Annotated in this window: 26 protein-coding genes; 16 read left to right on the forward strand and 10 right to left on the reverse strand. The window is 64.4% G+C overall.

Annotated elements, in window-relative coordinates:
* The first annotated feature begins 81 nt into the window (after nt 1-81).
* Both AC0L3X_RS38380 and AC0L3X_RS38385 read left to right on the forward strand, forming a co-directional pair.
* Complete coding sequence (locus AC0L3X_RS38380; RefSeq protein ID WP_014497480.1) at nt 82-297, forward strand: hypothetical protein; 216 nt, start codon at nt 82-84, stop codon at nt 295-297.
* A gap of 188 nt (nt 298-485) precedes the next feature.
* A complete protein-coding gene (locus tag AC0L3X_RS38385; RefSeq protein WP_354131847.1) occupies nt 486-2390 on the forward strand; it encodes a diguanylate cyclase domain-containing protein in 1905 nt (634 codons plus the stop codon).
* Nucleotides 2391-2400: 10 nt separating this feature from the next.
* On the opposite strand, the gene AC0L3X_RS38390 is transcribed toward AC0L3X_RS38385, so the two are convergent.
* Nucleotides 2401-2619, reverse strand: coding sequence for a SlyX family protein (locus tag AC0L3X_RS38390; RefSeq protein ID WP_063985210.1), 219 nt, complete (start codon nt 2617-2619; stop codon nt 2401-2403).
* Nucleotides 2609-3376 (reverse strand): oxygen-dependent tRNA uridine(34) hydroxylase TrhO, encoded by a 768-nt coding sequence (gene trhO, locus AC0L3X_RS38395; RefSeq protein WP_354131846.1) that lies wholly within the window; start codon nt 3374-3376, stop codon nt 2609-2611. The genes AC0L3X_RS38390 and trhO overlap by 11 nt, the downstream gene beginning before the upstream one ends.
* A gap of 221 nt (nt 3377-3597) precedes the next feature.
* On the opposite strand from trhO, the gene ggt reads away from it, so the two are divergent.
* Nucleotides 3598-5184 carry a gamma-glutamyltransferase gene (ggt, locus tag AC0L3X_RS38400; protein ID WP_473317272.1) on the forward strand — a complete coding sequence of 529 codons (1587 nt, stop codon included), beginning with the start codon at nt 3598-3600 and terminating at the stop codon, nt 5182-5184.
* Nucleotides 5185-5217: 33 nt separating this feature from the next.
* Here the strand turns inward: ggt and AC0L3X_RS38405 are convergent, their stop codons facing one another.
* A complete protein-coding gene (locus AC0L3X_RS38405) occupies nt 5218-5370 on the reverse strand; it encodes a hypothetical protein (RefSeq protein ID WP_245343969.1) in 153 nt (50 codons plus the stop codon).
* Between AC0L3X_RS38405 and AC0L3X_RS38410 the strand changes: the two genes are divergently transcribed.
* Entirely contained in the window at nt 5318-5716 is a 399-nt protein-coding gene (locus tag AC0L3X_RS38410; protein WP_354113368.1) for an FKBP-type peptidyl-prolyl cis-trans isomerase, read from the forward strand. The genes AC0L3X_RS38405 and AC0L3X_RS38410 overlap by 53 nt on opposite strands.
* A 164-nt stretch (nt 5717-5880) precedes the next feature.
* Here the strand turns inward: AC0L3X_RS38410 and AC0L3X_RS38415 are convergent, their stop codons facing one another.
* Nucleotides 5881-6099, reverse strand: coding sequence for a CsbD family protein (locus AC0L3X_RS38415; protein ID WP_028148583.1), 219 nt, complete (start codon nt 6097-6099; stop codon nt 5881-5883).
* 128 nt (nt 6100-6227) lie between these two features.
* Here AC0L3X_RS38415 and AC0L3X_RS38420 point away from each other — a divergent pair, with 128 nt between their 5' ends.
* The 3 genes from AC0L3X_RS38420 to AC0L3X_RS38430 all read left to right on the forward strand — a co-directional run bounded on the left by AC0L3X_RS38420 (nt 6228) and on the right by AC0L3X_RS38430 (nt 7831).
* Entirely contained in the window at nt 6228-6740 is a 513-nt protein-coding gene (locus AC0L3X_RS38420; protein ID WP_028148584.1) for a cupin domain-containing protein, read from the forward strand.
* A 130-nt stretch (nt 6741-6870) separates the two neighbouring features.
* Complete coding sequence (locus AC0L3X_RS38425) at nt 6871-7299, forward strand: VOC family protein (protein ID WP_014497472.1); 429 nt, start codon at nt 6871-6873, stop codon at nt 7297-7299.
* A 43-nt stretch (nt 7300-7342) separates the two neighbouring features.
* Nucleotides 7343-7831 (forward strand): VOC family protein, encoded by a 489-nt coding sequence (locus tag AC0L3X_RS38430; protein ID WP_014497471.1) that lies wholly within the window; start codon nt 7343-7345, stop codon nt 7829-7831.
* A 153-nt stretch (nt 7832-7984) separates the two neighbouring features.
* Here the strand turns inward: AC0L3X_RS38430 and AC0L3X_RS38435 are convergent, their stop codons facing one another.
* Nucleotides 7985-9136, reverse strand: a complete 1152-nt coding sequence (locus tag AC0L3X_RS38435) for a hypothetical protein (RefSeq protein WP_473317274.1) — start codon at nt 9134-9136, stop codon at nt 7985-7987.
* Nucleotides 9137-9138: 2 nt separating this feature from the next.
* Nucleotides 9139-9840, reverse strand: a complete 702-nt coding sequence (locus AC0L3X_RS38440) for a FecR family protein (protein WP_354131843.1) — start codon at nt 9838-9840, stop codon at nt 9139-9141.
* 51 nt (nt 9841-9891) lie between these two features.
* Here AC0L3X_RS38440 and AC0L3X_RS38445 point away from each other — a divergent pair, with 51 nt between their 5' ends.
* The gene (locus tag AC0L3X_RS38445; protein ID WP_354131842.1) at nt 9892-11322 is read left to right on the forward strand and encodes a phospholipid carrier-dependent glycosyltransferase; all 1431 of its coding nucleotides are present in this window, start codon (nt 9892-9894) and stop codon (nt 11320-11322) included.
* A gap of 83 nt (nt 11323-11405) precedes the next feature.
* Here AC0L3X_RS38445 and AC0L3X_RS38450 read toward each other — a convergent pair whose 3' ends face one another.
* Nucleotides 11406-12047, reverse strand: a complete 642-nt coding sequence (locus AC0L3X_RS38450) for an OmpA family protein (RefSeq protein WP_063985205.1) — start codon at nt 12045-12047, stop codon at nt 11406-11408.
* Nucleotides 12048-12515: 468 nt separating this feature from the next.
* Here AC0L3X_RS38450 and AC0L3X_RS38455 point away from each other — a divergent pair, with 468 nt between their 5' ends.
* From AC0L3X_RS38455 to AC0L3X_RS38465, 3 genes are all read left to right on the forward strand, one after another.
* On the forward strand, nt 12516-13928 hold the full coding sequence (locus AC0L3X_RS38455; protein WP_354131841.1) for a caspase family protein: 1413 nt from the start codon (nt 12516-12518) through the stop codon (nt 13926-13928).
* A gap of 252 nt (nt 13929-14180) precedes the next feature.
* Entirely contained in the window at nt 14181-14426 is a 246-nt protein-coding gene (locus tag AC0L3X_RS38460) for a hypothetical protein (RefSeq protein ID WP_063985204.1), read from the forward strand.
* Between the two features lie 232 nt (nt 14427-14658).
* Complete coding sequence (locus AC0L3X_RS38465) at nt 14659-15822, forward strand: winged helix-turn-helix domain-containing protein (protein WP_354131840.1); 1164 nt, start codon at nt 14659-14661, stop codon at nt 15820-15822.
* Nucleotides 15823-15923: 101 nt separating this feature from the next.
* Here AC0L3X_RS38465 and AC0L3X_RS38470 read toward each other — a convergent pair whose 3' ends face one another.
* A complete protein-coding gene (locus AC0L3X_RS38470) occupies nt 15924-16352 on the reverse strand; it encodes a ribosomal maturation YjgA family protein (RefSeq protein ID WP_354131839.1) in 429 nt (142 codons plus the stop codon).
* 80 nt (nt 16353-16432) lie between these two features.
* On the opposite strand from AC0L3X_RS38470, the gene AC0L3X_RS38475 reads away from it, so the two are divergent.
* Nucleotides 16433-17764 (forward strand): MFS transporter, encoded by a 1332-nt coding sequence (locus tag AC0L3X_RS38475; RefSeq protein WP_071916224.1) that lies wholly within the window; start codon nt 16433-16435, stop codon nt 17762-17764.
* Between the two features lie 101 nt (nt 17765-17865).
* On the opposite strand, the gene AC0L3X_RS38480 is transcribed toward AC0L3X_RS38475, so the two are convergent.
* On the reverse strand, nt 17866-18219 hold the full coding sequence (locus AC0L3X_RS38480) for a type II toxin-antitoxin system PemK/MazF family toxin (protein ID WP_063985200.1): 354 nt from the start codon (nt 18217-18219) through the stop codon (nt 17866-17868).
* Nucleotides 18216-18437, reverse strand: a complete 222-nt coding sequence (locus AC0L3X_RS38485; protein WP_063985199.1) for an antitoxin MazE family protein — start codon at nt 18435-18437, stop codon at nt 18216-18218. Before AC0L3X_RS38485 ends, AC0L3X_RS38480 begins: the two co-directional genes overlap by 4 nt.
* 179 nt (nt 18438-18616) lie before the next feature.
* Here AC0L3X_RS38485 and AC0L3X_RS38490 point away from each other — a divergent pair, with 179 nt between their 5' ends.
* From AC0L3X_RS38490 to AC0L3X_RS38505, 4 genes are all read left to right on the forward strand, one after another.
* Nucleotides 18617-19723, forward strand: a complete 1107-nt coding sequence (locus AC0L3X_RS38490) for an efflux RND transporter periplasmic adaptor subunit (protein WP_028148596.1) — start codon at nt 18617-18619, stop codon at nt 19721-19723.
* 176 nt (nt 19724-19899) lie between these two features.
* Nucleotides 19900-23037: an efflux RND transporter permease subunit gene (locus AC0L3X_RS38495; RefSeq protein WP_354131838.1), complete on the forward strand. Its 3138-nt coding sequence runs from the start codon at nt 19900-19902 to the stop codon at nt 23035-23037.
* A gap of 33 nt (nt 23038-23070) precedes the next feature.
* Nucleotides 23071-23670, forward strand: a complete 600-nt coding sequence (locus AC0L3X_RS38500) for a TetR/AcrR family transcriptional regulator (RefSeq protein ID WP_063985197.1) — start codon at nt 23071-23073, stop codon at nt 23668-23670.
* A 142-nt stretch (nt 23671-23812) separates the two neighbouring features.
* Nucleotides 23813-24436, forward strand: a complete 624-nt coding sequence (locus AC0L3X_RS38505; RefSeq protein WP_028148599.1) for a flavin reductase family protein — start codon at nt 23813-23815, stop codon at nt 24434-24436.
* Nucleotides 24437-24570: the final 134 nt, after the last annotated feature.

The following is a 24570-nucleotide window of genomic DNA, read 5'->3' on the forward strand; positions in this document are numbered from 1 at the left end:
TGATACACTGCCGGAAGCCGGAGCGGAACAGTGGAACCACCGCAAATGCGCCGCGTTGACCTCCCAATCGAGGAGGACTCCATGGCTGAGACATTCAATCCCGCGCCGCACGACAAGCACGCTGATGATCTTGGCAAGGCGCTGGCCGCCGATCGCCATACCAAGCTTGAAGCCGGGCTGGAGGACAGTTTCCCTGCGTCCGATCCGGTCAGCGCTGCGCAGCCGACACCGTCGAAGGCCGATGCGGACGCCGACAGTCCCTCGCTCTGGGACAAGGTTAAGTCGATCTTCAGCTAAGGCCGACGTTCAGCGAGCGCCGGGGCGCTCGGTTTCCGATAGGGTCGCTAACGCATTGTTAGCGATCCAACGACGCTCCAGTCCGTAGGAGTACGGGAAAACCCGCATAACGCTGCGAATGTCCTCAAGCGTTTCAGGGTTCAATAACAGAAGCGGTGGAAGTTCCGGCGATCGGAGATTTCTGCCGCATGACCGTCGCCTCACAAAGAGCCGGATGGAGCCGCCTGCCGTTGCGCGCGGCGGCGTTCGTCGTGCTCACTTGTGCGACCATCCTCGGCGTCAGCGGCTGGCGTGAATGGGCCGCGCGCGATGCCGTGCTCAAGGGCGCCGAGACCGAGATGGCGAATGTTGCGCGCTCGCTGACGCAGCATGCGGAGGACAGCCTCGACCTGCTGGATTCCGGCGTCGTCGGCGTCGTCAGCCGACTGGAGATGGACGGCGCCGAACCCGCCACGATCGCCAAGCTCAGGAATTTGCTGGAGGCACGCAAGAAGGCGATCGCGCGCATTCACAGCCTCGCCATCATCGACGACCATGGCAACTGGCTGACCTCGCCGGGCACGATCGGCTCGACGCTCAGCGACGACGCCTTCTTCCGTCATCACCAGCTCTCCCCGAAACGGGAGCCTCATGTCGGCCATCCGGTGCGGAGCCAGCTCGATGGCGAATGGGTCGTCACCCTGTCGCGCCGCTTCAACAAGCAGGACGGCAGCTTCGGCGGCGTCGTGCTTGCGACCATCAGCGCGAACTATCTCGCGCATTTCTACGAGCAGTTCGAGCTCGGCCGCAACAGCTCCGTGGCGCTCGTGCATGGAGACGGCATGATCATCGCGCGCAATCCAAGCAACGACAGGTTCGTCGGCCGCAGCGTCGCCGACACCCCGCTATTCCGCGACGCGAGCCTGCAGCAGCCGGGCGGCGCATACCATTTCAGGTCGCCGCTGGACGGCGCCGAGCGCGTCAGCTTCTTCAAGCGCTCTGGCCGTTATCCGCTCGTCCTGCTTGCCATGGTCGACAAGGCCGAGCTGCTGGCGCCCTGGCGAGCCGCGGCGATCTCCCGCATGCTCTACGTGCTCGCGCTGGTCGTGCTGATCGCGGTCATCGGCGCGGTGCTGGTGCGGCAGTTGCAGCGGGGCCAGCGCATGGCGGCGGCCCTGGTCGAGAAAGAGGCGCATTTCCGCCTGCTCGCGGAAGGCTCCAGCGACATGGTGACCCGCATCGGGCTCGACGAGCGGCTGCGCTATGTCTCGCCCTCGTCGGTCCGCGTCGTCGGCTGGCGGCCCAATCAGCTGATCGGAACGCCGGCGCTCGCCGGCATCCATGCGGATGATCGGCCGCAGGTCCAGGCGCTCGTCGATGCCATGAAGCGTGGCGAAAAGGACGAGGCGCGCGTCACCTATCGCAACGCGCATCGGCAAAACTCGGAAGTCTGGCTCGAATCGACCATGCGGGTGACGCGCAAGGAAAACGGCAACGTCGACGGGGTGGTCGCGATCTCGCGCGACATCACCGAGCAGAAGAAGCTTGAGACCAGGCTCGAGACGCTCGCGATCGAGGACAGCCTCACCGGGCTCGCCAACCGCCGCCGCTTCGACGAACGGTTGAAGGAGGAATGGGCGCGCGCCTATCGCGACCGCTCCAGCCTCGCTTTGCTGATGATCGACGTCGATCACTTCAAGGCCTACAACGACGAATACGGCCACCCCGCAGGCGATGCCTGTCTGCGCGTGGTGGCGAAGGTCATCGCGGCCGAGATGCAGCGCGCCGGAGATCTGGCTGCGCGCTACGGCGGTGAGGAATTCGCCATGCTGCTGCCGAACACCGATGCCGCCGGCTGCGCGCGGATCGGCGAGCGGATCCGCCGGGCGATCCGCGAGGCCGGCCTCGTCCACAGCACCAATCACGCGTCGGGCTGCGTCACCGCTTCGCTCGGCGGCGCGGCCTGCCGGCCCGCGCTGGAACGCACCGCCGGCGTGGGCTCGCTCGTCGAGGCTGCCGATCAGGCGCTCTATGCGGCGAAGCAGGGTGGGCGCGACCGCCTGATGATGTCGGTCGAGGTGGCGAGCCTGCTGCCGAAGGCGTCAGGGCTGTAGCTCATCATCCTCAATAATGCGGCGGGGGCTCGTTGGCGGGGCCCGGCGCATTCGTCTCGGCTTCCTGAAGTCGCTCGCCGAGCTCCGCGATCTTCCGCGTCAGCGCGTCGATCTGCTTCCATTGCGCGGTGATCGTCTGGTTGAGCGTCTCGATCGTATCGTCCTGATAGGCGATGCGCGTCTCCAGCGTGTCGATGCGCTCGCCCAGCGTCTTGATGTCACTCGTCACGGTCGTGCCCCAATTCCTGTTCGCGGAGGCCCCGTTCGCGCAAGCCATGACTGAGTGCGACGCGCTCGTCGAATACAAAACATTCGCCGCGCCAGCGGCTCTGCGCCTCCGGCACCTCTTCGAGATATTTGAGGATACCGCCCTTGAGGTGATAGACCTCAGCAAAGCCGCGCGCGAGCAGATGCGCGCTCGCCTTCTCGCAGCGGATGCCGCCGGTGCAGAACATCGCGATCCTGCGGTGCTTTGCCGGATCGAGCTGCTCGGCGGCAAAATCCTTGAACTGGCCAAAGCTCTTGATCTCGGGATCGACCGCACCCTCGAACGTGCCCATCGCCACCTCGAAGGCGTTGCGGGTGTCGAGCACCAGCGTGTCGGGCGCGGCGATCAGTGCGTTCCATTCGGCGGCCTCGACGTAAGTGCCGACCTGCTGCGTCGGATCGGCGGCCTCGTCGCCGAGCGTAACGATCTCCTTCTTCAGCCGCACCTTGAGCCGGCCGAACGGCATCGCTTCGGCGGTCGAGAATTTCAGCTCGAGATTGTTCAGCCGGCCGCCGAGCAGGGCGCCGTGGGCGAGCTCGTGGACGAAGGCGTCGATCGCCTCGGGCGCACCCGCAATCGTGCCGTTGATGCCTTCCTGGGCGAGCAGCACGCTGCCCTTGAGCGCGAGGCCTGCGCAGAACGCGCGCAACGGCTCGCGTAGCTCGCGATAATCGGGCAGGGCGGCGAATTGGTAAAAGGCGGCGACCTTGTGGATCATGGCGGCTCGTTTAGCAGGCGGCCGCCGCCCAGAAAACCCGCATGGCCCCGGACGGCAAAAGGTCTATACGCCCAGCGGATGGCAGCTATTTCGCTGGTATGCCAGCATTGCCCCGGCGGGCTGGAATGTGTCATGTAGGCCCGGTTTTTCCGAGACGGCGCGCCCTCCGCGCCGACGGCCCAAGAGAGCCCCCAAGAGAGCCCTGAGAGAGCAAAACTTCGATGAGAAACTTCCATTTCCCCGGCAGATCCACGGTCCACGCCACCAACGCGATGGTCGCGACCTCGCATCCGCAGGCCTCCCTGGCCGCGATCGAGGTGCTGCGCGAGGGCGGCACGGCGGTGGACGCGGCGGTGGCGGGTTCGGCGCTGCTCGGCGTGATCGAGCCGCAATCGACCGGCATCGGCGGCGACTGCTTTGCGCTGATCCAGCCGCGCGGCGAGGGCAAGATCATCGCCTATAACGGCTCCGGCCGGGCCCCGAAGGCGGCGAACGCCGACTGGTATCTCGAGCGCAAGATCAATTCCGTGCCGCTGACCTCGGCGCATGCGGTCTCGATCCCCGGCGTGATCGACGCCTTCGCGACCGTGCTGCGCGATCACGGCAAGTTCGGCTTCGACCGCCTGCTGCAGCCCGCGATCAAGGCGGCGGAAGAGGGTTACGTCGTCGCCCCGCGCATCGCCTTCGACTGGAAGAACCAGTTCGAGAAGCTGAAGGGTGGCACCAACACCGTGCGTTACCTGTTGCCGGGCGGCAAGCCGCCGGTCGCCGGCGACGTCATCCGCCAGGCCGAGCTCGGCAAGACGCTGCGCGCGATCGCCAAGGACGGCCGCGACGCCTTCTACAAGGGCGCGATCGCGGAGGATATGGTCGAGACCCTCAGGGAGATCGGCGGCCTGCACACGCTCGACGATTTCGCCGCCCACACCACCGAGACGACGACGCCGATCGGTACCAACTACAAGGGTTACGACGTCTGGCAGTGCCCGCCGAACGGCCCGGGCGTCACCGCGCTCTTGATGCTCAACATCCTGTCGCGGTTCGACCTGACCAAGTACGCGCCGCTCAGCATCGAGCGCTTCCATCTCGAAGCCGAAGCCGCGCGCATCGCCTATATGAATCGCGAGATGCATGTCGCCGATCCCGAGCATATGAAGATCGACGTCGCCGAAATGCTCGCGAAGGGCTTTGCCGACGAGTACATCAGCAGGATCCGCATGGACGGCATGCTCGACCTGCCGAACGTCGCGCCACCGATGAATCCCTCGACCATCTACATCACGGTCGTGGACAAGGACCGCAACGTCTGCTCGTTCATCAATTCGATCGCGCATTCCTTCGGCTCGGCGATCGTCTCGAACAAGACCGGCGTGCTGTTCCAGAACCGCGCCGGCGGCTTCCGCATCCAGCCCGGCCATCCCAACTGCATCGCCGGGGGCAAGCGCCCGCTGCACACGATCATGCCGAGCCTCCTCACCAAGGGCGGCCGCTCCGTAATGCCGTTCGCGGTGATGGGCGGACAATATCAGCCGGTCGGCCAGACTCACGTGGTGACCAACATCCTCGACTATGGCTGCGACGTGCAGGAGGCGATCGACATGCCGCGCGGTCTGCACTACGAGGGCCAGTACCAGCTCGAGGACAGCGTGCCTGCCGATATCGTCGAAGGCCTGAAGAAGCTCGGCCACAAGACCACCAGCGTGGTCGGCCCGCTCGGCGGCGCCCAGGCGATCTGGATCGACTGGGACAAGGGCACGCTCACCGGCGGTTCCGATCCGCGCAAGGACGGCTGCGCGCTGGGCTATTAAGGGCCGAGGGCTGGAAACGATTGCTTCGTTGCGCTAGACACCTTCCGCCTCAAACGGAAGGTCTCTTATGCAGCGTTTCCAGCGCGCACTCTTCGCCATCATGTCGGCACTTGCGATCACCGTGATCGGCAGCGTGTCGACATTCGTTTCCACCACGGCCTCGGCCCAGACCGCAGGAAAACCCATGACCACAGCCTCAGGCTTGCAGACCATTGATAACGTTGTCGGCACCGGTGCCTCGCCGAAACCCGGCCAGATCTGCGTGATGCATTACACCGGCTGGCTCTACGAGAACGGCCAGAAGGGCAAGAAATTCGACTCGTCGGTCGACCGTAACGAGCCGTTCGAGTTTCCGATCGGCAAGGGCCGCGTCATCGCCGGCTGGGACGAGGGCGTTGCCACGATGAAGGTCGGCGGCAAGCGCACGCTGATCATCCCGCCGCAGCTCGGCTATGGCGCGCGCGGCGCCGGTGGCGTGATCCCGCCGAACGCGACATTGATGTTCGACGTGGAATTGCTCGCGGTGAAGTGAACCTACGTCGTCATGCCCGGGCTTGTCCCGGGCATCCACGTTCTTTCCTTCGTGCAGCCAAGACGTGGATGGCCGGGACAGGCCCGGCCATGACGGATAGAGATCAGCGCAAAACAAAAAGACCGGCCTCGCGGCCGGTCTTTTCGCTTTCAGATTGACGCCGGTCACTCCGCCGCGCGCTTTGCCGCAGCCGCGGCGCGATCGATTGCTTCCTTCGCGGCGTCCTTGGCGTCGCCCATGGCCTGCTGGCCCTTGCCCTTCACTTCCTGGACCACGCCTTCGCCCTTCAGGCGATCGGAACCGGTGGCTTCACCGATGCCCTGCTTGGCCTTGCCGATGGCCTCGTTGGCGGTGCCCTTGATCTTGTCGCTCGTGCTACCCATGAAACTCTCCTTCCAGTTGGCTCGCGAAAACAACGCCTGCCGACTACGAGAGTTCCGATTTTGGGTATGGCTTGATAGGCCCGCTTTGGTTAGCTTGCCGCGCACGGAACCAACAGAAAGCAAGTCCCATGACCGGCCATGACCACACGCATTCCCACCATGACCACGATCATGACGATCGCTGGAAACATGACGGTGTGCGCGTCATTCCCGGCAATCAGCTCGATACCAACGTGCCGTCGACGGCTGGCATGGACCGCGCGGCCGCGATCAATTTCGCACGCGTCGGCGCGCAGAAATTGTGGGCGGGCACGGTCAGCATCAAGCCGGACGCCAAGACCGGTGCGCATCACCACGGCCATCTCGAAAGCGTCATCTACGTGGTGAAGGGCAAGGCGCGGATGCGCTGGGGCGAGAGCCTGCAATTCACCGCGGAGGCCGGCCCCGGCGATTTCATTTTCGTCCCGCCTTACGTGCCGCATCAGGAGATCAACGCCAGCCGGGACGAGGTGCTGGAATGCGTGCTGGTGCGCAGCGACGGCGAGGCGGTCGCGATCAACCTCGACATCGAGCCGGTCGAGAAGCCCGAGACCGTGCTGTGGATCGACCCCGTCCACCGGGATCCCAACGAGAAGAAGTAAGGGCCTGAAAGCCTGCTGGTTCTGTGCGACAGAACCACGCAGGTACAGCCTTCAAAAAATATTCGGAAGCCGTGTCGGATGACCGCTGGGCCATCCGTCCTTGGGCAGAACCCCGCCCAAGGAGCCTCCGATGCCCAAAATGATCTTCGTCAATCTGCCAGTGACCGACCTCAAGCGCGCGACGGCCTTTTACGAGGCGGTCGGTGCGGTCAGGAACCCGCAATTCAGCGACGAGACGGCGAGCTGCATGGTCTTCTCCGAGACCATCTTCGCCATGCTCCTGACCCACGACAAATTCCGCAAGTTCACGCCGAAGCCGATCGCGGATGCCAAGACCTCCAACCAGGTGCTGCTCTGCCTCTCGGCCGACAGCCGCGACGAGGTCGATGACGTCGTAGGCAAGGCCGAGGCCGCGGGCGGTGTGGCCGATCCAAGCCCGAAGGACGAGTACAGCTTCATGTACGGCCGCAGCTTCGAGGATCCGGATGGTCATATGTGGGGCGTGAACTGGATGGACATGGCAGCCTTCGCCGCGCAGTCCGACATGGCGAACGCCTGACCGAAGCCAACGAACATCGACCATCTCAAGAGGAGCATTCACGATGTCCAAGCTCGTGCCCTGCATGTGGTTCAACGGCGATGCCGAGGAAGCCGCGAAGTTCTACGTGTCGCTCGTTCCGAACTCGGAAATCACGCACGTCCAGCGCAACGTTTCGGACGGCCCGTCCGGCAAGACAGGCTCCGTGCTCGTCGTCGAGTTCACGGTGGCCGGGCAGCCCCTGGTCGCGCTCAACGGCGGCATGAAGGTGGAATATACCCACGCAATCTCCCTGATGATCCATTGCGACGACCAGGCTCAGGTCGACAGCGTCTGGAGCGCGTTCCTTGCTCATGGCGGCAAGGAGCAGCAGTGCGGCTGGATCAGCGATCGCTGGGGCGTATCCTGGCAGGTGGTGCCGAAGGTGATGTTCGAATTCCTGTCGAGCCCAGACAAGGCTGCGGCTGCGCGCGCGATGCAAGCCATGATGAAGATGGTGAAGCTCGATGTGGATGTCTTGCGTCGCGCGTTCGAGGGCAAGTCGGCAGCGTGAGGCCTATGGCCTTGCCACATACTCGCGATCATCGCCCGGCTTGACCGGGCGATCGAGTATTCCGAGACGCTAGTGGTCAATCGATAGGCCGCGGCGTACTGGATGCCCCGCCTTCGCGGGGCATGACAGCGGAATTTGGGGCGAGATCCCGCCCTAGTAATTGATCCTTAGCCCCACGCCGCCATGGATGGTGTTCCCCACCGGCTGCGGGCCCAGCGTGCCGTTGGCGAACAGGTCCACGATCCAGCCCTTCTGCACGCGGAAGCCGAGGCGGCTGCCATATTCGAACCAGCCCTGGTTGCCCATCGTCGGCACCACCAGGCCGTCGCCGGTCACGGTGGCGACGATGCCGCCATGGCTGGCGAAGGACTGCACCCAGCCGCCATTGACGTTGGTCTCGATGTTGCTGCCGAAGAGGTGCGTCCACTGGCCGCCGATCTTGACCAGGCTGGTGCGGTCGGTGCCGGTCGCAATGGAGGCGTCGAACGGATTGAACGCCACGGCGCTGTCCGAATAGCCGGAGACGCGCTGCCAGAGCTGCCAGACTTCGATCGAGGCCGCGAATTCGTCGCGCGGGGACACGCGGCTCATCCAGCCGGCACGGCCATAGACGGCGTAGTTCGACGCGTTGGTCGAGCCCGTGACGCTCACCGGCCCGAGGCTGGTGTTGTAGCTGCGGGTGTAGCGCGCCTTCTCCCACGGCGTCAGGATGGTGCCGACGTCGAAGAACGGGCGCGACGAGCCCCAGTCGGTGAAATCATAGCGCAGAGCGAAGGCGCCGATCGGCGCGCTGGTGATATTGTAGCCGCCCTCGCTGTATTGCGTGTAGGCGATGCCGGCGAGCAGCGACAGGTTGTTGGTGAGCTCCTTGCGGCCGTGGATGCCGGCCGAGAAAGAGCCGGCGGAGCCGAATGCGCTGATGCAGTCGCTGCAATTGACCTGCTCGTTGACGCCGAGCAGCACCGTGCCGAGCACCCGGTTGGTGATCATCTGGTTGAAGCGCTGGTTGGCGAGGCCGCCGATCGAATTGCCGCTGGAGTCCGCGCCGGTCGGGCCCGAAGGTGGAGGCGGTGGATACGGGCTCGGCGAGGACGACGGATAGGGGCTTGGCGAAGGCGAGGGGGTCGGTGTGGGTGTCGGCGACGGTGAATAGGTCGGCGACGGTGAGGGCGTCGGCCCACCGCATTGGGACTCGCAAGCCGCCTGCGCTGCCGCCGGTCGCGCATTGAACGCGAAGAACGCAAACGCAGCGGTTGCGGTCAGCGCGGCGGCGAGGACGAGGCGTCTGACGTCGAGTTTCGCCATCATCACCGCCCGCACAGCATGCCGTCGTCGTGGACGGCAGGCGTGATGGTCGGCGAGGCGTCCGCATACTGGTTGACCGAGCACAGCCCGGCGCTTGCGGCGCAATTGGCGGCAAAGGTCCAGGGCGGCGTGTTGGTCTTGGTGATGCTGACCTTGCCGCCGGCCGAGGTGATGATTGCAGTGTCGCCGGGCTGGGTGAGCTGCACGCACTGGGAGTTCGTCGTGCAGACGCTGGCGGCTCCGTCCTGGAGCACGACGACGGAGCGGCCGCGCTGGGAGAGGATGTCGAGCGTGGTGCCGCGCACGCCGATGGTCGCGAGCGGGGTGGTGATCTTGTAAGCGGTCTTCTCCGAATGGCCGGTGACGAAACGGAATGCGCCTGTGGTCATGCGGATCGCGACGTCGCGATAGCTGTGCTCGTCGTTGAAGACGGTGCGGTCGAGCTTCAGCGTGGCGCTCGGGCCCAGCGAGAGGTTGGTGCTGTCGGCCATGACGAAGCGCGCGGCGCTGTCGGCACCGGTGCGCACGGTCTCGTCGCGCAGCATGCTGTCGCCGACACTAATCGGCGTCGTGGTCGTGGCCACGCGCACCACGTCGTTCTGGATCACGACGGCTTCGCCGACGCGCGTCTGCGCCTGCGCGCAAGGCGCCGCGCAGACGAGTGCCGACAACAGAGTTGGGAAAAGCCAGAAACGCAAATTCATTTCGCAACCGATCGATATGTCCCTGATCGTACCGGATCGCGCGCGCTTCTGATGTGGCGAAATTATCACAAGCGGCGCTGGACGTGCGTTATGCTTAGTGACAGTTGCGGCAGAATGCGTTCAATGAAAAGTGCCGTCTTTGTTTTTCTCCGCGGTGAAGCAGATTTGCCACGCAAAATAGCCCCACAGCAGCCGTTCGAATTGCCCGCGGTTCCGAAGGTGTCGCAGAGCGCAGTGATCGCTGTCGCGATTTTCCTGGTCGCGCATCTCGCGCTGCTGATCGGCCTGACGGCGCCGGAGAAGTTCGTCTTCGACGAGGTGCATTACGTGCCGGCGGCACGGCAGATGCTGGCACCCACGATCTCGCAACCAACGCTCAATCCGATGCATCCGCCGCTGGCCAAGGAGCTGATCGCGGCATCGATCGCAGCCTTCGGCGACAATGCGCTGGGCTGGCGCTATCCGTCGACCTTGTTCGGCGCGCTCGCGATCGTCGCGATCTATCTGTGCGGGCTCGCGCTGTTCTCCGCGCAGGGGCCCGCGATCGCCGCCGCGGCGATCGCGGGCTTCAACCAGATGCTTTACGTGCAGGCGCGTATCGCCATGCTCGACATTTACGCGCTCGGATTCGGCCTGCTCGCGATTGCCGCCTTCATGCACGGCTTTCGAAGAGAGCGCCCGCATGCGTTGTTCGCGCTCGCGGGCGCGTTGTTTGGCCTTGCCGCGGCTTGCAAATGGAGCGGCCTGTTTCCGCTCGGCATCTGCATCGTTGTGGTTGCGGTGATCCGGCTGATGCAGGGCTGGCGCACGCTGTTCGCCGACGCGAAGCCGAGCGACTGGTATCGGCCCGATCTCTGGCCCGATCTTCGCGCGCAGCATGTCGCGCTCTGCTTCGCCGTGCTGCCGGCGCTGACATATCTTGCCGCTTTCGTGCCGCTCTACGGAGCGTCGCTGCCGGATCTGATCGAGGCGCAGCGCCGGATATTCGCCGACAACACCACGACCGCGATCGCCGGTCATACCTATATGAGCGCGTGGCCATCCTGGCCGCTGCTCGCGCGCCCGGTGTGGTTCCTGTTCGACAAGACCTCGGAGAACAATGTCTCCGCGATCGTCTTCCTCGGCAATCCGCTGGTCGCGTGGCCGGCGCTGCTCGCGCTCGCCGTCGTGCTGCGCGACTTCATCGTCGCGCGGCGCTGGGATGCGTTCCTGATCGCGGCGTTCTATTTCGGCTCCTGGCTCGCCTGGGCTTTGCTGCCGCGCACGCTCGGCTTCCTCTACTATTATCTGCCGGCCGCAACCGTGGCGTCGCTTGCGCTGGTCTATGTGCTGCGACGAGCGGGGCTGCCGCGCTGGCTGCTGTGGGCCTATGTCGGGGTCGCGGCGATCGGCTTTGCGGTGATGCTGCCGATCTCGGCGGCCTTCATCGGCACGTCCATGCAGACGTTCAACCGGTTGATGCTGTTCCAGAGCTGGATATGAAATCGCCGCCTGTCACGATCGTGGCAGGCGGCGTGTTTCGCGCGGCGATGATTTGAAGTTCACTTGAAGTTCACTTGGACAATCTACTTGGACGCCGTCGTCTTGGCTTCCATGTTGACGACCTGGACGCGGCGGTTGATCGGGTCGGCGCCATTGGCGGTGTCCTTCAGCTTGGTTTTGCCATAGCCGACGGTGACGAGCTCTGTGCCGTTGAGACCATAGTTCTGCACCAGGTACTTCTTGATGGTGTCGGCGCGCCGTTCGGAGAGGCCTTGATTGTACTCCTCGCCGCCGATCGCATCGGTGTGGCCGGCGACCACGAAGGTCGAGCCCTTCAGCGACGGATCGGACAGCGCCTTGCCGAGCGCCTGCACCGACGGCACCGACGTCTTGGCGATGTCGGCCGAGTTGTAGTCGAACTGGATCTCCAGATCGATCTTCGGCTTGGTCGCGGCGAGCTCGGCGATCTGCTCGCGCTCGCCCATCGAGAGCGACCGGGTCGAGCGGTTGCGCACCGTGTTCAGGAACGTCGCTTCCTTGGCCTGCGCGGTCGGATCGGCCTGCGGACCGACGGACAGGCCGCGGGTCGCCGGCTTCGGCTTCAGCGCATCCAGAATCTGGTTGGCGGAGACGTTATCGCCGGCGAAAGCCAGGCCCGCCGTCATCGACAGCGCGGCCGTGAGGGTAATCGCCTTCAGTCCAAAAAACTTATCAAAACGGGTCATTGTCGTATCCTCGCTGTTACGCCTGATAGCGATTTGATGTTGCGAGCGTAGGGAAGGTTCAACAGCCTCGATGTGATGCGGGTCACATTCCAGACGACCGAAATGACCCGTGCATCCTAGCGCCGGCGCCGATCGGCATCCATGGCATGTCGAGCCAGCGGCGGTGCCCTGCCACCGGGAAGAACCGCTGTCTCGTTCGGCGTCGACAGCGGATCGCTGAACCGGCTGGACTCGCCGCCCGCGCAGGTACAATCTTTCGGTCATTGTTCGTCACCAGCCGTATTGCCCGCTGCGTCAGCAGCCCGAAAAGCGACCGTCGCAGCGACTCTCAGCTCGGTTCGAGCAGCAGAAATCCCCGAGTGATCCAGATCACAGTGCGTCGTTGTGAACTGGATCAGATTGCTCTCATCGGATCGGCTCAGGCCGAACCGAGAGCAGCGAGGAAGTTTGGATCAGGGGAGAATGATCATGCGCTTCTTGATCGCAGCAATTTCAATCGCAGTATTTCTCGTCAGCGGCAACGCGGCCTTCGCGGACAAGCGCGTCGCCTTCGTGGTCGGCAACGCCGCCTACAAGAATGTCCCGCAGCTTCCCAACCCCGCGATCGATTCCAAGGCGATGGCCAGGGTGCTGCGCAATGTCGGCTTCGACGTCGTCGAGGGCGCCAACCTCACCCGCGATGCCATGACCGCGAAGCTTCTGGAGTTCGGCAAGAAGAGTGAAGGCGCCGACGTCGCGGTGTTCTTCTATGCCGGCCACGGGATTGCCGTGAACGGCGTCAACTATCTGTTGCCGGTCGACGCCGACCTGAAATCCGAGATGGACGTCAAACTGGGCGCGGCGATCAATGTCGACCTCACGCTCGATCAGACCATGTCGGACGCGAAGGTGAAGCTCGTGTTCCTGGACGCCTGCCGCGACAATCCGTTCGCGGCAAAGATCCGCTCGGCCAAGGCCACCCGCTCCGTCAACGTCCAGACCGGTCTTGCCGAGATGAAGTCGGGCGAGGGCACGCTGATTGCCTTTGCCACCGGCCCCGGTCAGACCGCGCTCGACGGCGAGGCCGGCACCAACAGCCCGTTCACCCGCGCGCTCGTCGCCAACATTGCCCAGCCCGGGATCGAGATCCAGCAGGCGATGACCAAGGTGCGTGCCCAGGTCAGTGACGAGACCAGCAAGGGGCAATTGCCCTGGGGGCACACCAACCTCACGGGCAACGTCTATCTCAATCCGGTTGGCGTGCCGGCTGCGGCCACGACCGACCCGTCGAACGCGCCGGTGTTGGCCGCGAGCAAGCAAGGCTCCGACGTCGAGCTCGAGTTCTGGCGCTCGATCAGAGACTCCAACAAGGTCGAGGAGCTCAACGCCTATCTCACCAGCTATCCCAACGGCACGTTCAAATCGATCGCACTCGCCCGCATCGCGGCGTTGCAGGATGGTCCATCCATCACCACCCGCAACCTCTCGGCCGGGATCGATCCCGCGACCTTTACGGAAGAAGCCAACCAGGTGTCTGAAGACCAGATCGGTCTGGACAAGAACCAGCGCCGCGACGTGCAGCGCCGCCTCACCGGGCTCGGCTTCGACGTCAAGGCGACGGGCAAGTTCGACGATGAGACCCGTTCCGTGATGAGGCGGTGGCAGGCTGCCCGTGGCTATCCTGCGACTGGTTATCTCAACAAGCTCCAGCACAAGGCGCTGCTGTCGGAGATCGTCTCGACCCGCGCGGCCTCCTCCGAACAGGCAGACGACGAGCCGGCGCGTCGCCGGTCCTCCGGCGGTGGCGGCCGGCGCCATTACGGCGGTGGCGGTGCCGGTCCGCCAGGCGGCCCCGGCGGTCTGTTCGGCGGTATGATGGGCGGGTTGTTCGGCCGCCGCTGAGCCGGCAGGCAAGCAACAGGCGGCCCGGTTCGGGCCGCCAATTTTGTTCCGGAAACCCTTGCTCACCGATCGTCGCAAAGCCGTCGCGTGATGGCCTGCGTGCGAACAAGAATTCGGCCAGTTGGGCGCCTAGCAGGACTCCGCGTCCAATAACCGCCGAGGAACGGAGCCGAGTTCAGTCCAGTGCCCAGGCCGAGTGATTACCAGTTCTATCGTGGCGGGCCGCCGGATCGGACAGTCTTTCTGAGCTCAATGCCCATCTATGTCGGTGCGGCGATGATCGCGGTGGCGATCCTGCTGTCCACGCTGATCACCGGGCTGAGCAGCCGTTATGTCGGCCTCGACGGTCCGAACGACGAGAACATGTGGCTGGTCGACCGCCTCACCGGCAGCGTCTATCGCTGCCAGGCGGAGGTGCGTGGCAAAGCGTCCTGCGAGCCTGACGTTGCCACCGGCAGCCTCGGTGACCGGCCCAAGGTGCAAAAGAACGGCAATTGAGGCCTTTCACCCTCGCAGCGCAGCCATGGCCAACACCGTTGCGAGCAACGGCAAGATGAAGAGCGCCTGCATGCATTAAATGAAGGCGCAGAAGGCCATGTCGATGAAGTAAGGCGCGAGGCGCGCACGGTTCGGCCGCGCTGTCAGCAGTTGGCAGCGCGGCTTTTTTTGGGATAGCTTCTTTGGCGTCTCTCTTTTTCCTGGCGCGAATCCGGCTACATTGCCTCCTGCAATGTCACGCGCGCCCAAACCCTTTCCGATCCCCGCGACACAGGCCCGGCAGATCTGGCTGCATGCCCAGCGGCTGGACGAGCGCGCGCCGTTCGGCGAGGGCGCGCGCGCGGTGGCGGATGCGATCGACCATCTCGGTTATGTGCAGATCGACACTATCAACGTGATCGAGCGCAGCCACCACCACATCCTGTTCAGCCGCATCCCGTCCTACCGGCGTGCCGATCTGCGCCAGGCCCAGAGCGTCGACAGGAGCGTGTTCGAATACTGGACCCATGCGCTGTCCTATGTGCCGGCGAACGATTTTCGCTTCTTCCTGCCGGCGATGCGCGAGCACCGGCGCGAGGGGCACAAATGGTACGCCTCGGTCAAGCCGGCCGATACGCGCAAGGTGATGCGGCTCCTGCGCGCCGGTCCGCTGACGATCCGCGACATCGAGGACGACGTGCTCACCGAGAAGGAGCATCTCTGGCAGAGCCGAAAGCCCTCGAAGCGGGCTTTGCAGCTGGCCTTCTACACCGGCGTCGCGACCGTCAGCGCGCGCCAGGGCATGCTCAAGACCTATGAGCTGATGACGCGGCACTTCGGCTGGGACAAGCTGCCGAAGCCGGCGTCGGCGAGAGACATCACGGCCTATCTGCTCGACCGCGCGCTGCGGTCGCAGGGCGTGGTCAGTCTGGATTCGATCTGCCACCTCGATGCGCCGAGCAAGAAGGCGATCGCTCAGCTGGTCGCCTCACGCGTCCGCCGTGGTGAGCTCGTGCCCGTTGCGATCGAGGGCGCCGGCAAGCAGGAGCATTGGGCCGCGCCTGCGGCGCTGGAGCCGGGTGAGGGCGCCGCGCCCGATCTCGTTCACATCCTCTCGCCGTTCGATCCCCTGATCATCCAGCGCAAGCGCACCAATCTGTTCTTCGGCTACAACCACCTGTTCGAAGCCTATGTGCCGAAGGCCAAGCGCAAGCTCGGCTATTTCGCGTTGCCCGTGCTGGTGGGCGACGAGATCGTCGCGGCGCTTGACCTCAAGACCGACCGTCAGGCGAAGAAGCTCTTGATGCAGAAATGGACCTGGGTCGGGCAGGGGAAGAAGACGGCGGGGCGCAAGGAGCTGAAGCGCCTGATCGAGGAGGAGCTCGATCGCTTCGAGCGGTTTCAATTGGCGGAGTGAGGGGCGCTCGCCACGGCGTCGGTCCCGTAGGGTGGATTAGCGAAGCGTAATCCACCACGTCTCTTGCCGCGGACGCAAACAGTGGTGGGTTACGCCTTCGGCTAACCCACCCTACGCAGTTGGACGAGCCGATCGATCCAAACGCCGAACGCAATCCCGACGGCATACGCCACGAGATTCCACAGCGAGAATATCCGTCCGAGCAGCAGCGCGCCCGCGGTGGCGAGCCGAAACGCATCGAGCCAGGGCGCATGCACCAGCCGGGAGAACTCGACGGCGATCGCGATCGCCATGGCGATGGCTGCAAGTCGGCTCCGTGACATCCCCGGCAGCAAAGCCCCGACCAGCAGAAACACCATCGTCGCCCACAGCAGCGAGCCGCCATACTTCACCACGAAGGCGGGAAGCCCGAGCGGAAAGCCGTACCAGCGCAACGACAGCCCGCAGGCGATCACGACCAGCGCGAGGGCGGCGCGGGTCAGCGACCTCCGTCGCAGCGCAACAGGTTTATCCGGCTGCGCCCCGTGCATTGCTTGCTCCATTGACTCTTTCGCGGTGATGCTGAAAACCCCGGATCAGCCCATAAGAGCAACAACCCCGGGGGGAAGCCATGAGCCAGACCACGACCTATGCCGGTTCCGCCGGCTCAGCCAAGTCGGAAATCGAGACCTCGACGATCCGCGCCATCTCCTGGCGCCTGATTCCGTTCCTGGTGCTGGCCTACTTCTTCTCCTATCTCGACCGCGTCAATCTCGGCTTCGCCGCGCTGACCATGAACGCCGAGCTCAAGTTCACGCCGCTGATCTTCTCCTGGGGCGCCGGCATCTTCTTCATCGGCTATTTCATTTTCGAGGTGCCGAGCAATCTGGCGCTGGAGAAGTTCGGCGCGAGCCGCTGGATCGCCCGCATCATGGTGACCTGGGGCATCATCTCGGCGCTGATGGCGCTGGTCAGCGGCGTGACGAGCTTCTACGTGCTGCGCTTCCTGCTTGGCGTCGCCGAGGCCGGCTTCTTCCCCGGCATCATCCTCTATCTCACCTACTGGTACCCGGCCGAGTATCGCGCCCGCTTCCTCGCCGCCTTCGCCATCGCCGTGCCGGTCTCCACCGTGATCGGCGCGCCGGTCTCGGGCCTGCTGCTCGGGCTCGACGGCGCGATGGGGCTGAAGGGCTGGCAGTGGCTGTTCATCATCGAGGGCATCCCCTCGGTGCTGCTGGGCATCGTCACCTGGTTCTATCTCACCGACAAGCCGGAGAAGGCGGACTGGCTCTCGGCCGATCAGAAGGCCTGGCTCAAGTCCAGGCTCGATTCGGAAATCGCGGCCAAGCAGGCGGTGAAGCATCTGTCGCTCGGCGAAGCGCTGTCGTCGCCGAAGGTGATCATGCTGAGCCTGGTCTATTTCGGCTTCGTTGGTGCGCTCTATGGCATGCAGTTCTGGCTGCCGCAGATCGTCAAGGCGTTCGGCCTCACCAACGCGCAGACCGGCTTTGTCACCGCGATCCCGTATCTGTTCGGCACCATCGCCATGATCCTGTGGGCGCGGCATTCCGATGCGACGCGCGAGCGCGTGATGCATGTCGGCGCGCCGCTGCTGCTCACCGCCGTTGCGCTTGCCGTCTCCTCCTATCTCACCGATCCCACCATGACGATGGTGGTGCTCACCGTCGCGGCGATCGGCGTGTTCTGCTGCTTCGGCGTGTTCTGGACCCTGCCGACCGCCTGGCTCTCCGGCACGGCGGCGGCCGGCGCCATCGCGCTGATCAACTCGATCGGCAACCTCGCCGGCTTCGGCGGGCCCTACCTGATCGGCTGGGTCAAGGAAGCCACCGGCCAGACCTCGACCGGCTTGCTGGTGCTGGCCGTCCTGCCCCTGATCGCCGGCATCCTTGTGTTTGTCGGCGGCCACGAGAGCAAGCACGAGTTCGCCGGGCAGGGGCGGTAGAGCAGCACTCACCGCTGCGTAGCCCGGATAGAGCGAAGCGAAATCCGGGACTGCTCGTGCTACAGCCTGCAGGCCGCGGATTGAGCTGCGCTCCATCCGGGCTAATCTGCACTGGCGCTTCTCTGCGAACCAGCCAGTCCGAGAAACACCAGAATAGCGCGATTGAGACGCAGCAGGTCGTCATCGTCTAGGCGTCCCACTAACGTTCCTACCTTGGCTTTTGGCACTGTAGTAATCTTGTCGACCATAAGTCGAGACGGAGCTCGAAGGCCGTTGCCGTCGTTCGGCTCGACCTTGAGCCGGAAAAGTGGCGCCTCGGTTTCGTCGGTCGTGAAGGCGCAGACAGTGATGGAGTTCGTCGCGTCAAAGCTGTCGTCCTGCACGATGACGACGGGGCGCGGCTTGCCCGCATAGTCCTTGCCGCCTGCCACCGTCCAGACCTCACCTCGCTTCATTCATCGGTCCAATCGGATACGGCATCAATGAAGCCTTGGTCTTCGGATTCATGTGAGCTCGTTGCGACCGCAAGCGATTGGCGATGGGCTTCCGATTGGAAGGAGGGCGAGCGGATATCCGGCACCCAGATCTGGATCGGCCGCAGGCCTTGTGCACGCAATCGATCACGGTGGGCCTGCACCTTCATACGAGACGGCTTGGGCTTTGAAGGGCTCATATGTATTTCCGTTGGTTACATGTAACCCTATCAAGAAATGGTGCGCGTTGCCAGCGGCACAAGGCTCACCAATCCTTACCGCCCCTTAACGATCACGCTTTCCTGATGACTGACGATTATTGACTTTCATCAGTGATTAGTCGACATTCCTCTCATTGCAGTCGCGGGAGTGTCCTCCGATGTTCGTTCGGTCAGTTTTGTCCAGCTATTCCAAGCTCTTGGCGGGTGTCTCGCTGGCCCTGATGGCCGCGGCGCTGGCCGGGTGCAATGACACCGTCGCTGAAAAGGCCGAGCCGCCGCGGCCGGTTCTGGTCGCGACCGCCCATTATGATGCCGAGACGCCGGAGCGCAGCTTCGTCGGCACCGTCAGGCCCCGGATCGAGAGCGATCTCGGTTTCCGTGTGGCGGGCAAGGTTGCCAAGCGCCTGGTCGAGGTCGGCCAGACCGTCGAAATCGGCCAGCCGCTCGCGACCCTCGACGAGGTCGATCTGAAGCTCCAGGCCGAGCAGTCCGTCGCCGAGCAGACCGCTGCAACCGGCGTGCTGGCCCAGGCCGCCGCGGCCGAGCAGCGCGCCAAGGATTTGAAGGCCAAGGGCTGGACTACGGATGCGGCGATGGATTCGAGCCGCGCCGCCGCCGATGAGGCCCGCGCGCGTCTGGACCGGGCTGTGCGCTCAGTCGAGCTGACCAAGAATTCTCTTTCCTACGCGACGCTCAACGCCGACGCCCGTGGCGTCGTCACCGCAACGCTGATCGAGCCCGGCCAGGTGGTTGCCGCAGGCCAGACTTCGATCCGTGTCGCCCGCTTTGCCGAGAAGGAAGCGGTCGTCGCGATCCCTGAGACGCTGGTTGGACGTGCCAAGTCGGGCGCCGCCAGCGTCACTCTTTGGTCGGAGCCGGACAAGAAATATGCGGCCAAGCTGCGCGAGATCGCGCCGACGGCCGATCCGTCGACGCGCACCTATCTTGCAAAGTTCTCGCTGCCTGAGGCCGACGACAAGGTGTCGCTCGGCATGACCGCGACGTTGACGCTGTCGGATGCCGCCACCGAGCGCGTCGCGCGGCTGCCGCTGTCGGCGCTGTTCAACGAAGGCGGCAAACCCTCCTTCTACGTCGTCGACGACAATGGCGCCGTCACGCTCAAGCCGGTCGTGGTGAAGTCCTACGAGAGCAACGACGTCATCATCACCAGCGGTGTCGAAGAGGGCGCCAAGATCGTGGCGCTCGGCGTGCAGAAGCTCGATCCGAGCCAGCGGGTGCGGATCGTCTCGTCGCTGTCTTTCTAGAGTTTACGAGTCACGTCGTGTGAGGTGAGTTTCGGCCCAAGCGCAAATGCCGGGGCTGAAGCGGCGAAGCGATCCAGAACCTGCCCAGCCCCCTGGATTGCTTCGCTGCCTCGCGACGACGGTTTGAACAGAGTGGCTGTGGCTTTTTTGCAATTGGACCATCTTTGGAGAGTGCGATGAAGCGCTTCAACCTTTCGGCCTGGGCCGTCAGCCATCCGACGCTGGTCCTGTTCCTGATGATCATACTCGGCGTCGCCGGCTTCTTCTCCTATCAGAAGCTCGGGCGAGCCGAGGATCCGTTCTTCACGGTGAAGGTGGTCAACGTCTCCGTGATCTGGCCGGGCGCGACCGCGCAGGAAATGCAGACGCAGGTCGCCGATCCCATCGAGAAGAAGATCCAGGAGCTGCCCTATTTCGAGAAGGTGCAGACCTATTCCAAGCCGGCCTTCACCGCGCTCCAGGTGACCTTCCGCGATTCCACGCCGCCGAAGGACGTGCCGTATCTGTTTTATCTGCTGCGCAAGAAGCTCGCCGACGTGCAGGGCCAGTTGCCTTCGGGCATTCTGGGACCCGTCGTCAACGACGAGTTCTCCGACGTCGATTCCATCCTCTACATGATGACCGGCGACGGCGCCGACTATGCCCAGCTCAAGAAGGTCTCGGAAGGCTTCCGCCAGCGCCTGCTGAAGGTGTCGGGCGTGACCAAGGTCGACGTCTACGGCAACCAGGACGAGCGCATCTTCGTCGAATTCTCGCACGCCAAGCTCGCCACTCTCGGCATCACGCCGCAGGCCCTGTTCGATTCGCTCGCCAAGCAGAACAACGTCGTGCCCGCCGGCACGGTCGAGACCTCGTCGCAGCGCGTGCCGCTGCGCGTCACCGGCGCGCTCGATGGCGCCAAGGCCGTCGCCGAGACGCCGGTCGAGAGCAACGGCCGTGTGTTCCGTTTAGGTGATATCGCCACCGTCACCCACGGCTATGTCGACCCGCCGAGCTTCATCGTGCGCCAGGAAGGCAAGGCCGCGATCGGCATCGGTGTCGTCACCGCCAAGGGCGCCAACATCCTCGATCTCGGCAAGGAGGTCGAGAAGGCCACTGCCGAGTTCATGAAGGCGGTACCGCAGGGCATCGACGTCAAGCTCATCGCCGACCAGCCCAAGGTGGTCGAGCACGCCGTCGGCGAGTTCGTGCATTCCTTCATGGAAGCTCTCGTCATCGTGCTGTTCGTGTCGTTCCTGGCGCTCGGCTGGCGCACCGGCATCGTGGTCGCGCTGTCTGTGCCGCTGGTGCTCGGCATCGTCTTCGTCGTCATGAACACGATGTCGCTCGATCTGCACCGCATCACGCTCGGCGCGCTGATCATCGCGCTCGGCCTGCTGGTGGATGACGCCATTATCGCGGTCGAGATGATGGTGGTGAAGATGGAGCAGGGCTGGGACCGTTATCGCGCGGCTTCCTTTGCCTGGGAATCCACTGCGTTTCCGATGCTCACGGGAACGCTGGTCACGGCCGCTGGCTTCCTCCCCATCGGCTTTGCCAATTCCGCGGTCGGCGAATATGCCGGCAGCATCTTCTGGATCGTGGCGATCGCGCTGGTCGCCTCCTGGTTCGTGGCGGTGATCTTCACGCCCTATATCGGCGTCATGCTGCTGCCCAACATCAAGGTGCACCACAATCACGATCCGCACGCGGTCTACGAGACCCGCATGTACCGCGGCCTGCGCGCCATCGTGCAATGGTGCGTCAACCACCGCATCACCGTGGTGGCCGCGACCGTCGGCGTCTTTATCGCCTCGATCGTCGGCTTCGGCCATGTCCAGCAGCAGTTCTTCCCGCTGTCGGAGCGGCCCGAGCTGTTCCTCCAGCTCCGCCTGCCCGAGGGCACCGCCTTCAACGTCACCGAGAAGGCGGTGAAGAAGGCCGAGACGCTGCTCAAGGACGACAAGGACATCGAGACCTATACGTCCTATGTCGGCCAGGGCTCGCCGCGCTTCTGGCTCGGCCTCAATCCGCAGCTTCCGAACGAGGCGTTTGCCGAGATCGTCATCGTCGCCAAGGGCGTCGAGGCGCGCGAGCGCATCAAGGCCAAGATCGAGAACGCGGCTGCGGAGGGCATGCTGACCGAGGCGCGCGTGCGCGTCGACCGCTTCAACTTCGGTCCGCCGGTCGGCTTCCCCGTCCAGTTCCGCGTGATCGGCCCCGACGCCAACAAGGTGCGCGAGATCGCCTATCAGGTCCGCGACGTCATGCGGCAGAACAAGAGCGTCAAGGACGTCCAGCTCGACTGGAACGAGCAGTCGCCCTACCTCAAGCTCGTCGTCGACCAGGATCGTGCCCGCGCCATGGGCCTGACGCCGCAGGACGTCTCGCAGGCGCTGTCGATGCTGATCTCGGGTGCGCAGGTCACCACCATTCGCGACGGCATCGAGAAGGTGGCCGTGGTCGCTCGTGCGGTCCCGTCCGAACGTCTCGATCTCGGCGGCGTCGGCGATCTGACCATCACCTCGAAGAACGGCGTCGCCGTGCCGCTCCAGCAGATCGCCAAGATCGAGTATGCCCACGAGGAGCCGATCATGTGGCGGCGTAACCGCGACATGGCGATCACCGTGCGCTCCGACGTCGTCGACGGCGTGCAGGCGCCCGACGTCACGAGCCAGATCACGCCGAAGCTGAAGGCGATCAAGGACAATCTCGAGCCGGCCTACCGCATCGAGCCGGGTGGGGCGTTCGAGGAATCCGCCAAGGGCAACGCCTCGATCTTCATCCTCTTCCCGCTGATGGTCATGGTGATGCTGACGCTGCTGATGTTCCAGCTGCAGAGCTTCTCGCGCCTGATCCTGGTGTTCCTCACCGCGCCGCTCGGCATCGTCGGTGCCTCGTTCGGCCTCAACGTCGCCAACGCCCCGTTCGGCTTCGTGGCGCTGCTCGGCCTGATCGCGCTCGCCGGCATGATCATGCGCAACGCGGTCATCCTGGTCGACCAGATCGAGACCGACGTCTCCCACGGCCTGACCCGCCGTGAGGCGATCGTGGAGGCAACCGTCCGCCGCGCCCGGCCGGTGGTGCTGACGGCGCTCGCCGCGATCCTGGCCATGATCCCGTTGTCGCGCTCGGCCTTCTGGGGCCCGATGGCGATCACGATCATGGGAGGCCTGTTCGTCGCGACCTTCCTGACGCTGCTGTACCTGCCGGGCCTCTACGCCCTGTGGTTCAGGAAGAGCCTGGACGAGGCGGGCACCCCCGAGCAGCCTGCCGCGCCGCAGCATGGGAGCGATGACCAGCACGCAATTCCGCTTGCTGAAGCGGCTGAATAAATGAGAAGACTGCTGATGGACGAGTCCTGACACATGACACTGGTTGCGGAACATATCGAAGGCGACACCCGGGATCGTATCCTCGAGGTGGCTGAGCGGCTGTTCCGCCAGATCGGTTACCAGAAGACCACGGTCGGGGACATCGCCAAGGAGCTCAGGATGAGCCCCGCCAATGTCTATCGCTTCTTCGAATCGAAGAAGGCGATTCACCAGTCGGTGGCGCGGGCCTTGATGGGCGAGGTCGAGATCGAAGCGCAGCGGATCGTGGCGAGGCCTGGTCCGGTGCTCCCGCGCTTCCGCGAACTGCTCACCACCATCCATCGCATGAACACCGAGCGCTATGTCGGCGATAACAAGCTGCATGAGATGGTCGAGATCGCGATGCAGGAGGACTGGGACGTCTGCGTCGCCCATATGGAGTGCATTGCCGGCGTCATCGGTCAGGTGATCGCGCAGGGTACCGCGTCCGGCGAGTTCGAGGCGCCGGACCTGCAACTGGCCTCGATGTGCGCCTGCACCGCGATGATGCGCTTCTTCCACCCCCAGATGATCGCCCAGTGCGCCACCAAACCGGGCCCGACGATCGACCAGATGATCGATTTCGTCATCGCGGGTCTGTCGCCGCGCCACTGACGGGCGCTGGAATTTCCCCTATAAGCAGGCCGACGTAGCCCGGATGGAGCGAAGCGCAATCCGGGATGGTTCAGCGTCGCGCTAGCGGACCCGGATTACGCTTCGCTCCATCCGGGCTACCAGGATCAGGGAAGACCTCGCCGTGACCGACAAAGACCTCTATTTCTACGAGCCTTCCAAGGGCCACGGCCTCAAACACGATCCCTTCAACGCCATCATCGCGCCGCGGCCGATCGGCTGGATCTCCTCCCGCGACACCAAGGGCCACGTCAACCTCGCGCCCTACAGCTTCTTCAACGCCTTTTGCTACGTGCCGCCGATCATCGGCTTCTCCTCCACCAACTGGAAGGACACGGTCTCGAACATGGAGCAGACCCGGGAGTTCGTCTGGAATCTGACGACCATGGATCTCGCCAAGCACATGAACGCGACCGCCGCGCATGTCGGCCCCGAGGTCGACGAGTTCAAGCTCGCAGGGCTGACCGCCGTCCCCGGCAAGCTCGTCAACGTGCCGCGCGTGGCCGAGAGCCCGGTTGCCTTCGAGTGCAAGGTCTCGGACATCGTCCGCCTCAAGGGTGCCGACGGCAAGGAGGCCGATGCCTGGCTGACGCTGGGCGAGGTCGTCGCCGTCCATATCGACAAGGCCATGATCAAGGACGGCGTCTACCAGACCGCCGCCGCCCGCCCCATCGTCCGCGCCGGCCGTCGCGGCGACTACTTCGAGATCAAGCCGGAAAACATGTTCGAGATGGTCCGGCCGGATTGATCTGATCCAGGTTGAGCCACTCTCTCCGCATCGTCATTCCGGGGCGCGCCGTCAGGTGCGAGCCCGGAATCCATACTCCCGATGGTGGTTATTGATTACGGGCTCGGCCCGTTGGGGGGGGCCCCGGATGGCCG

The sequence above is a fragment of the Bradyrhizobium sp. MI1.7 genome (assembly GCF_055811795.1).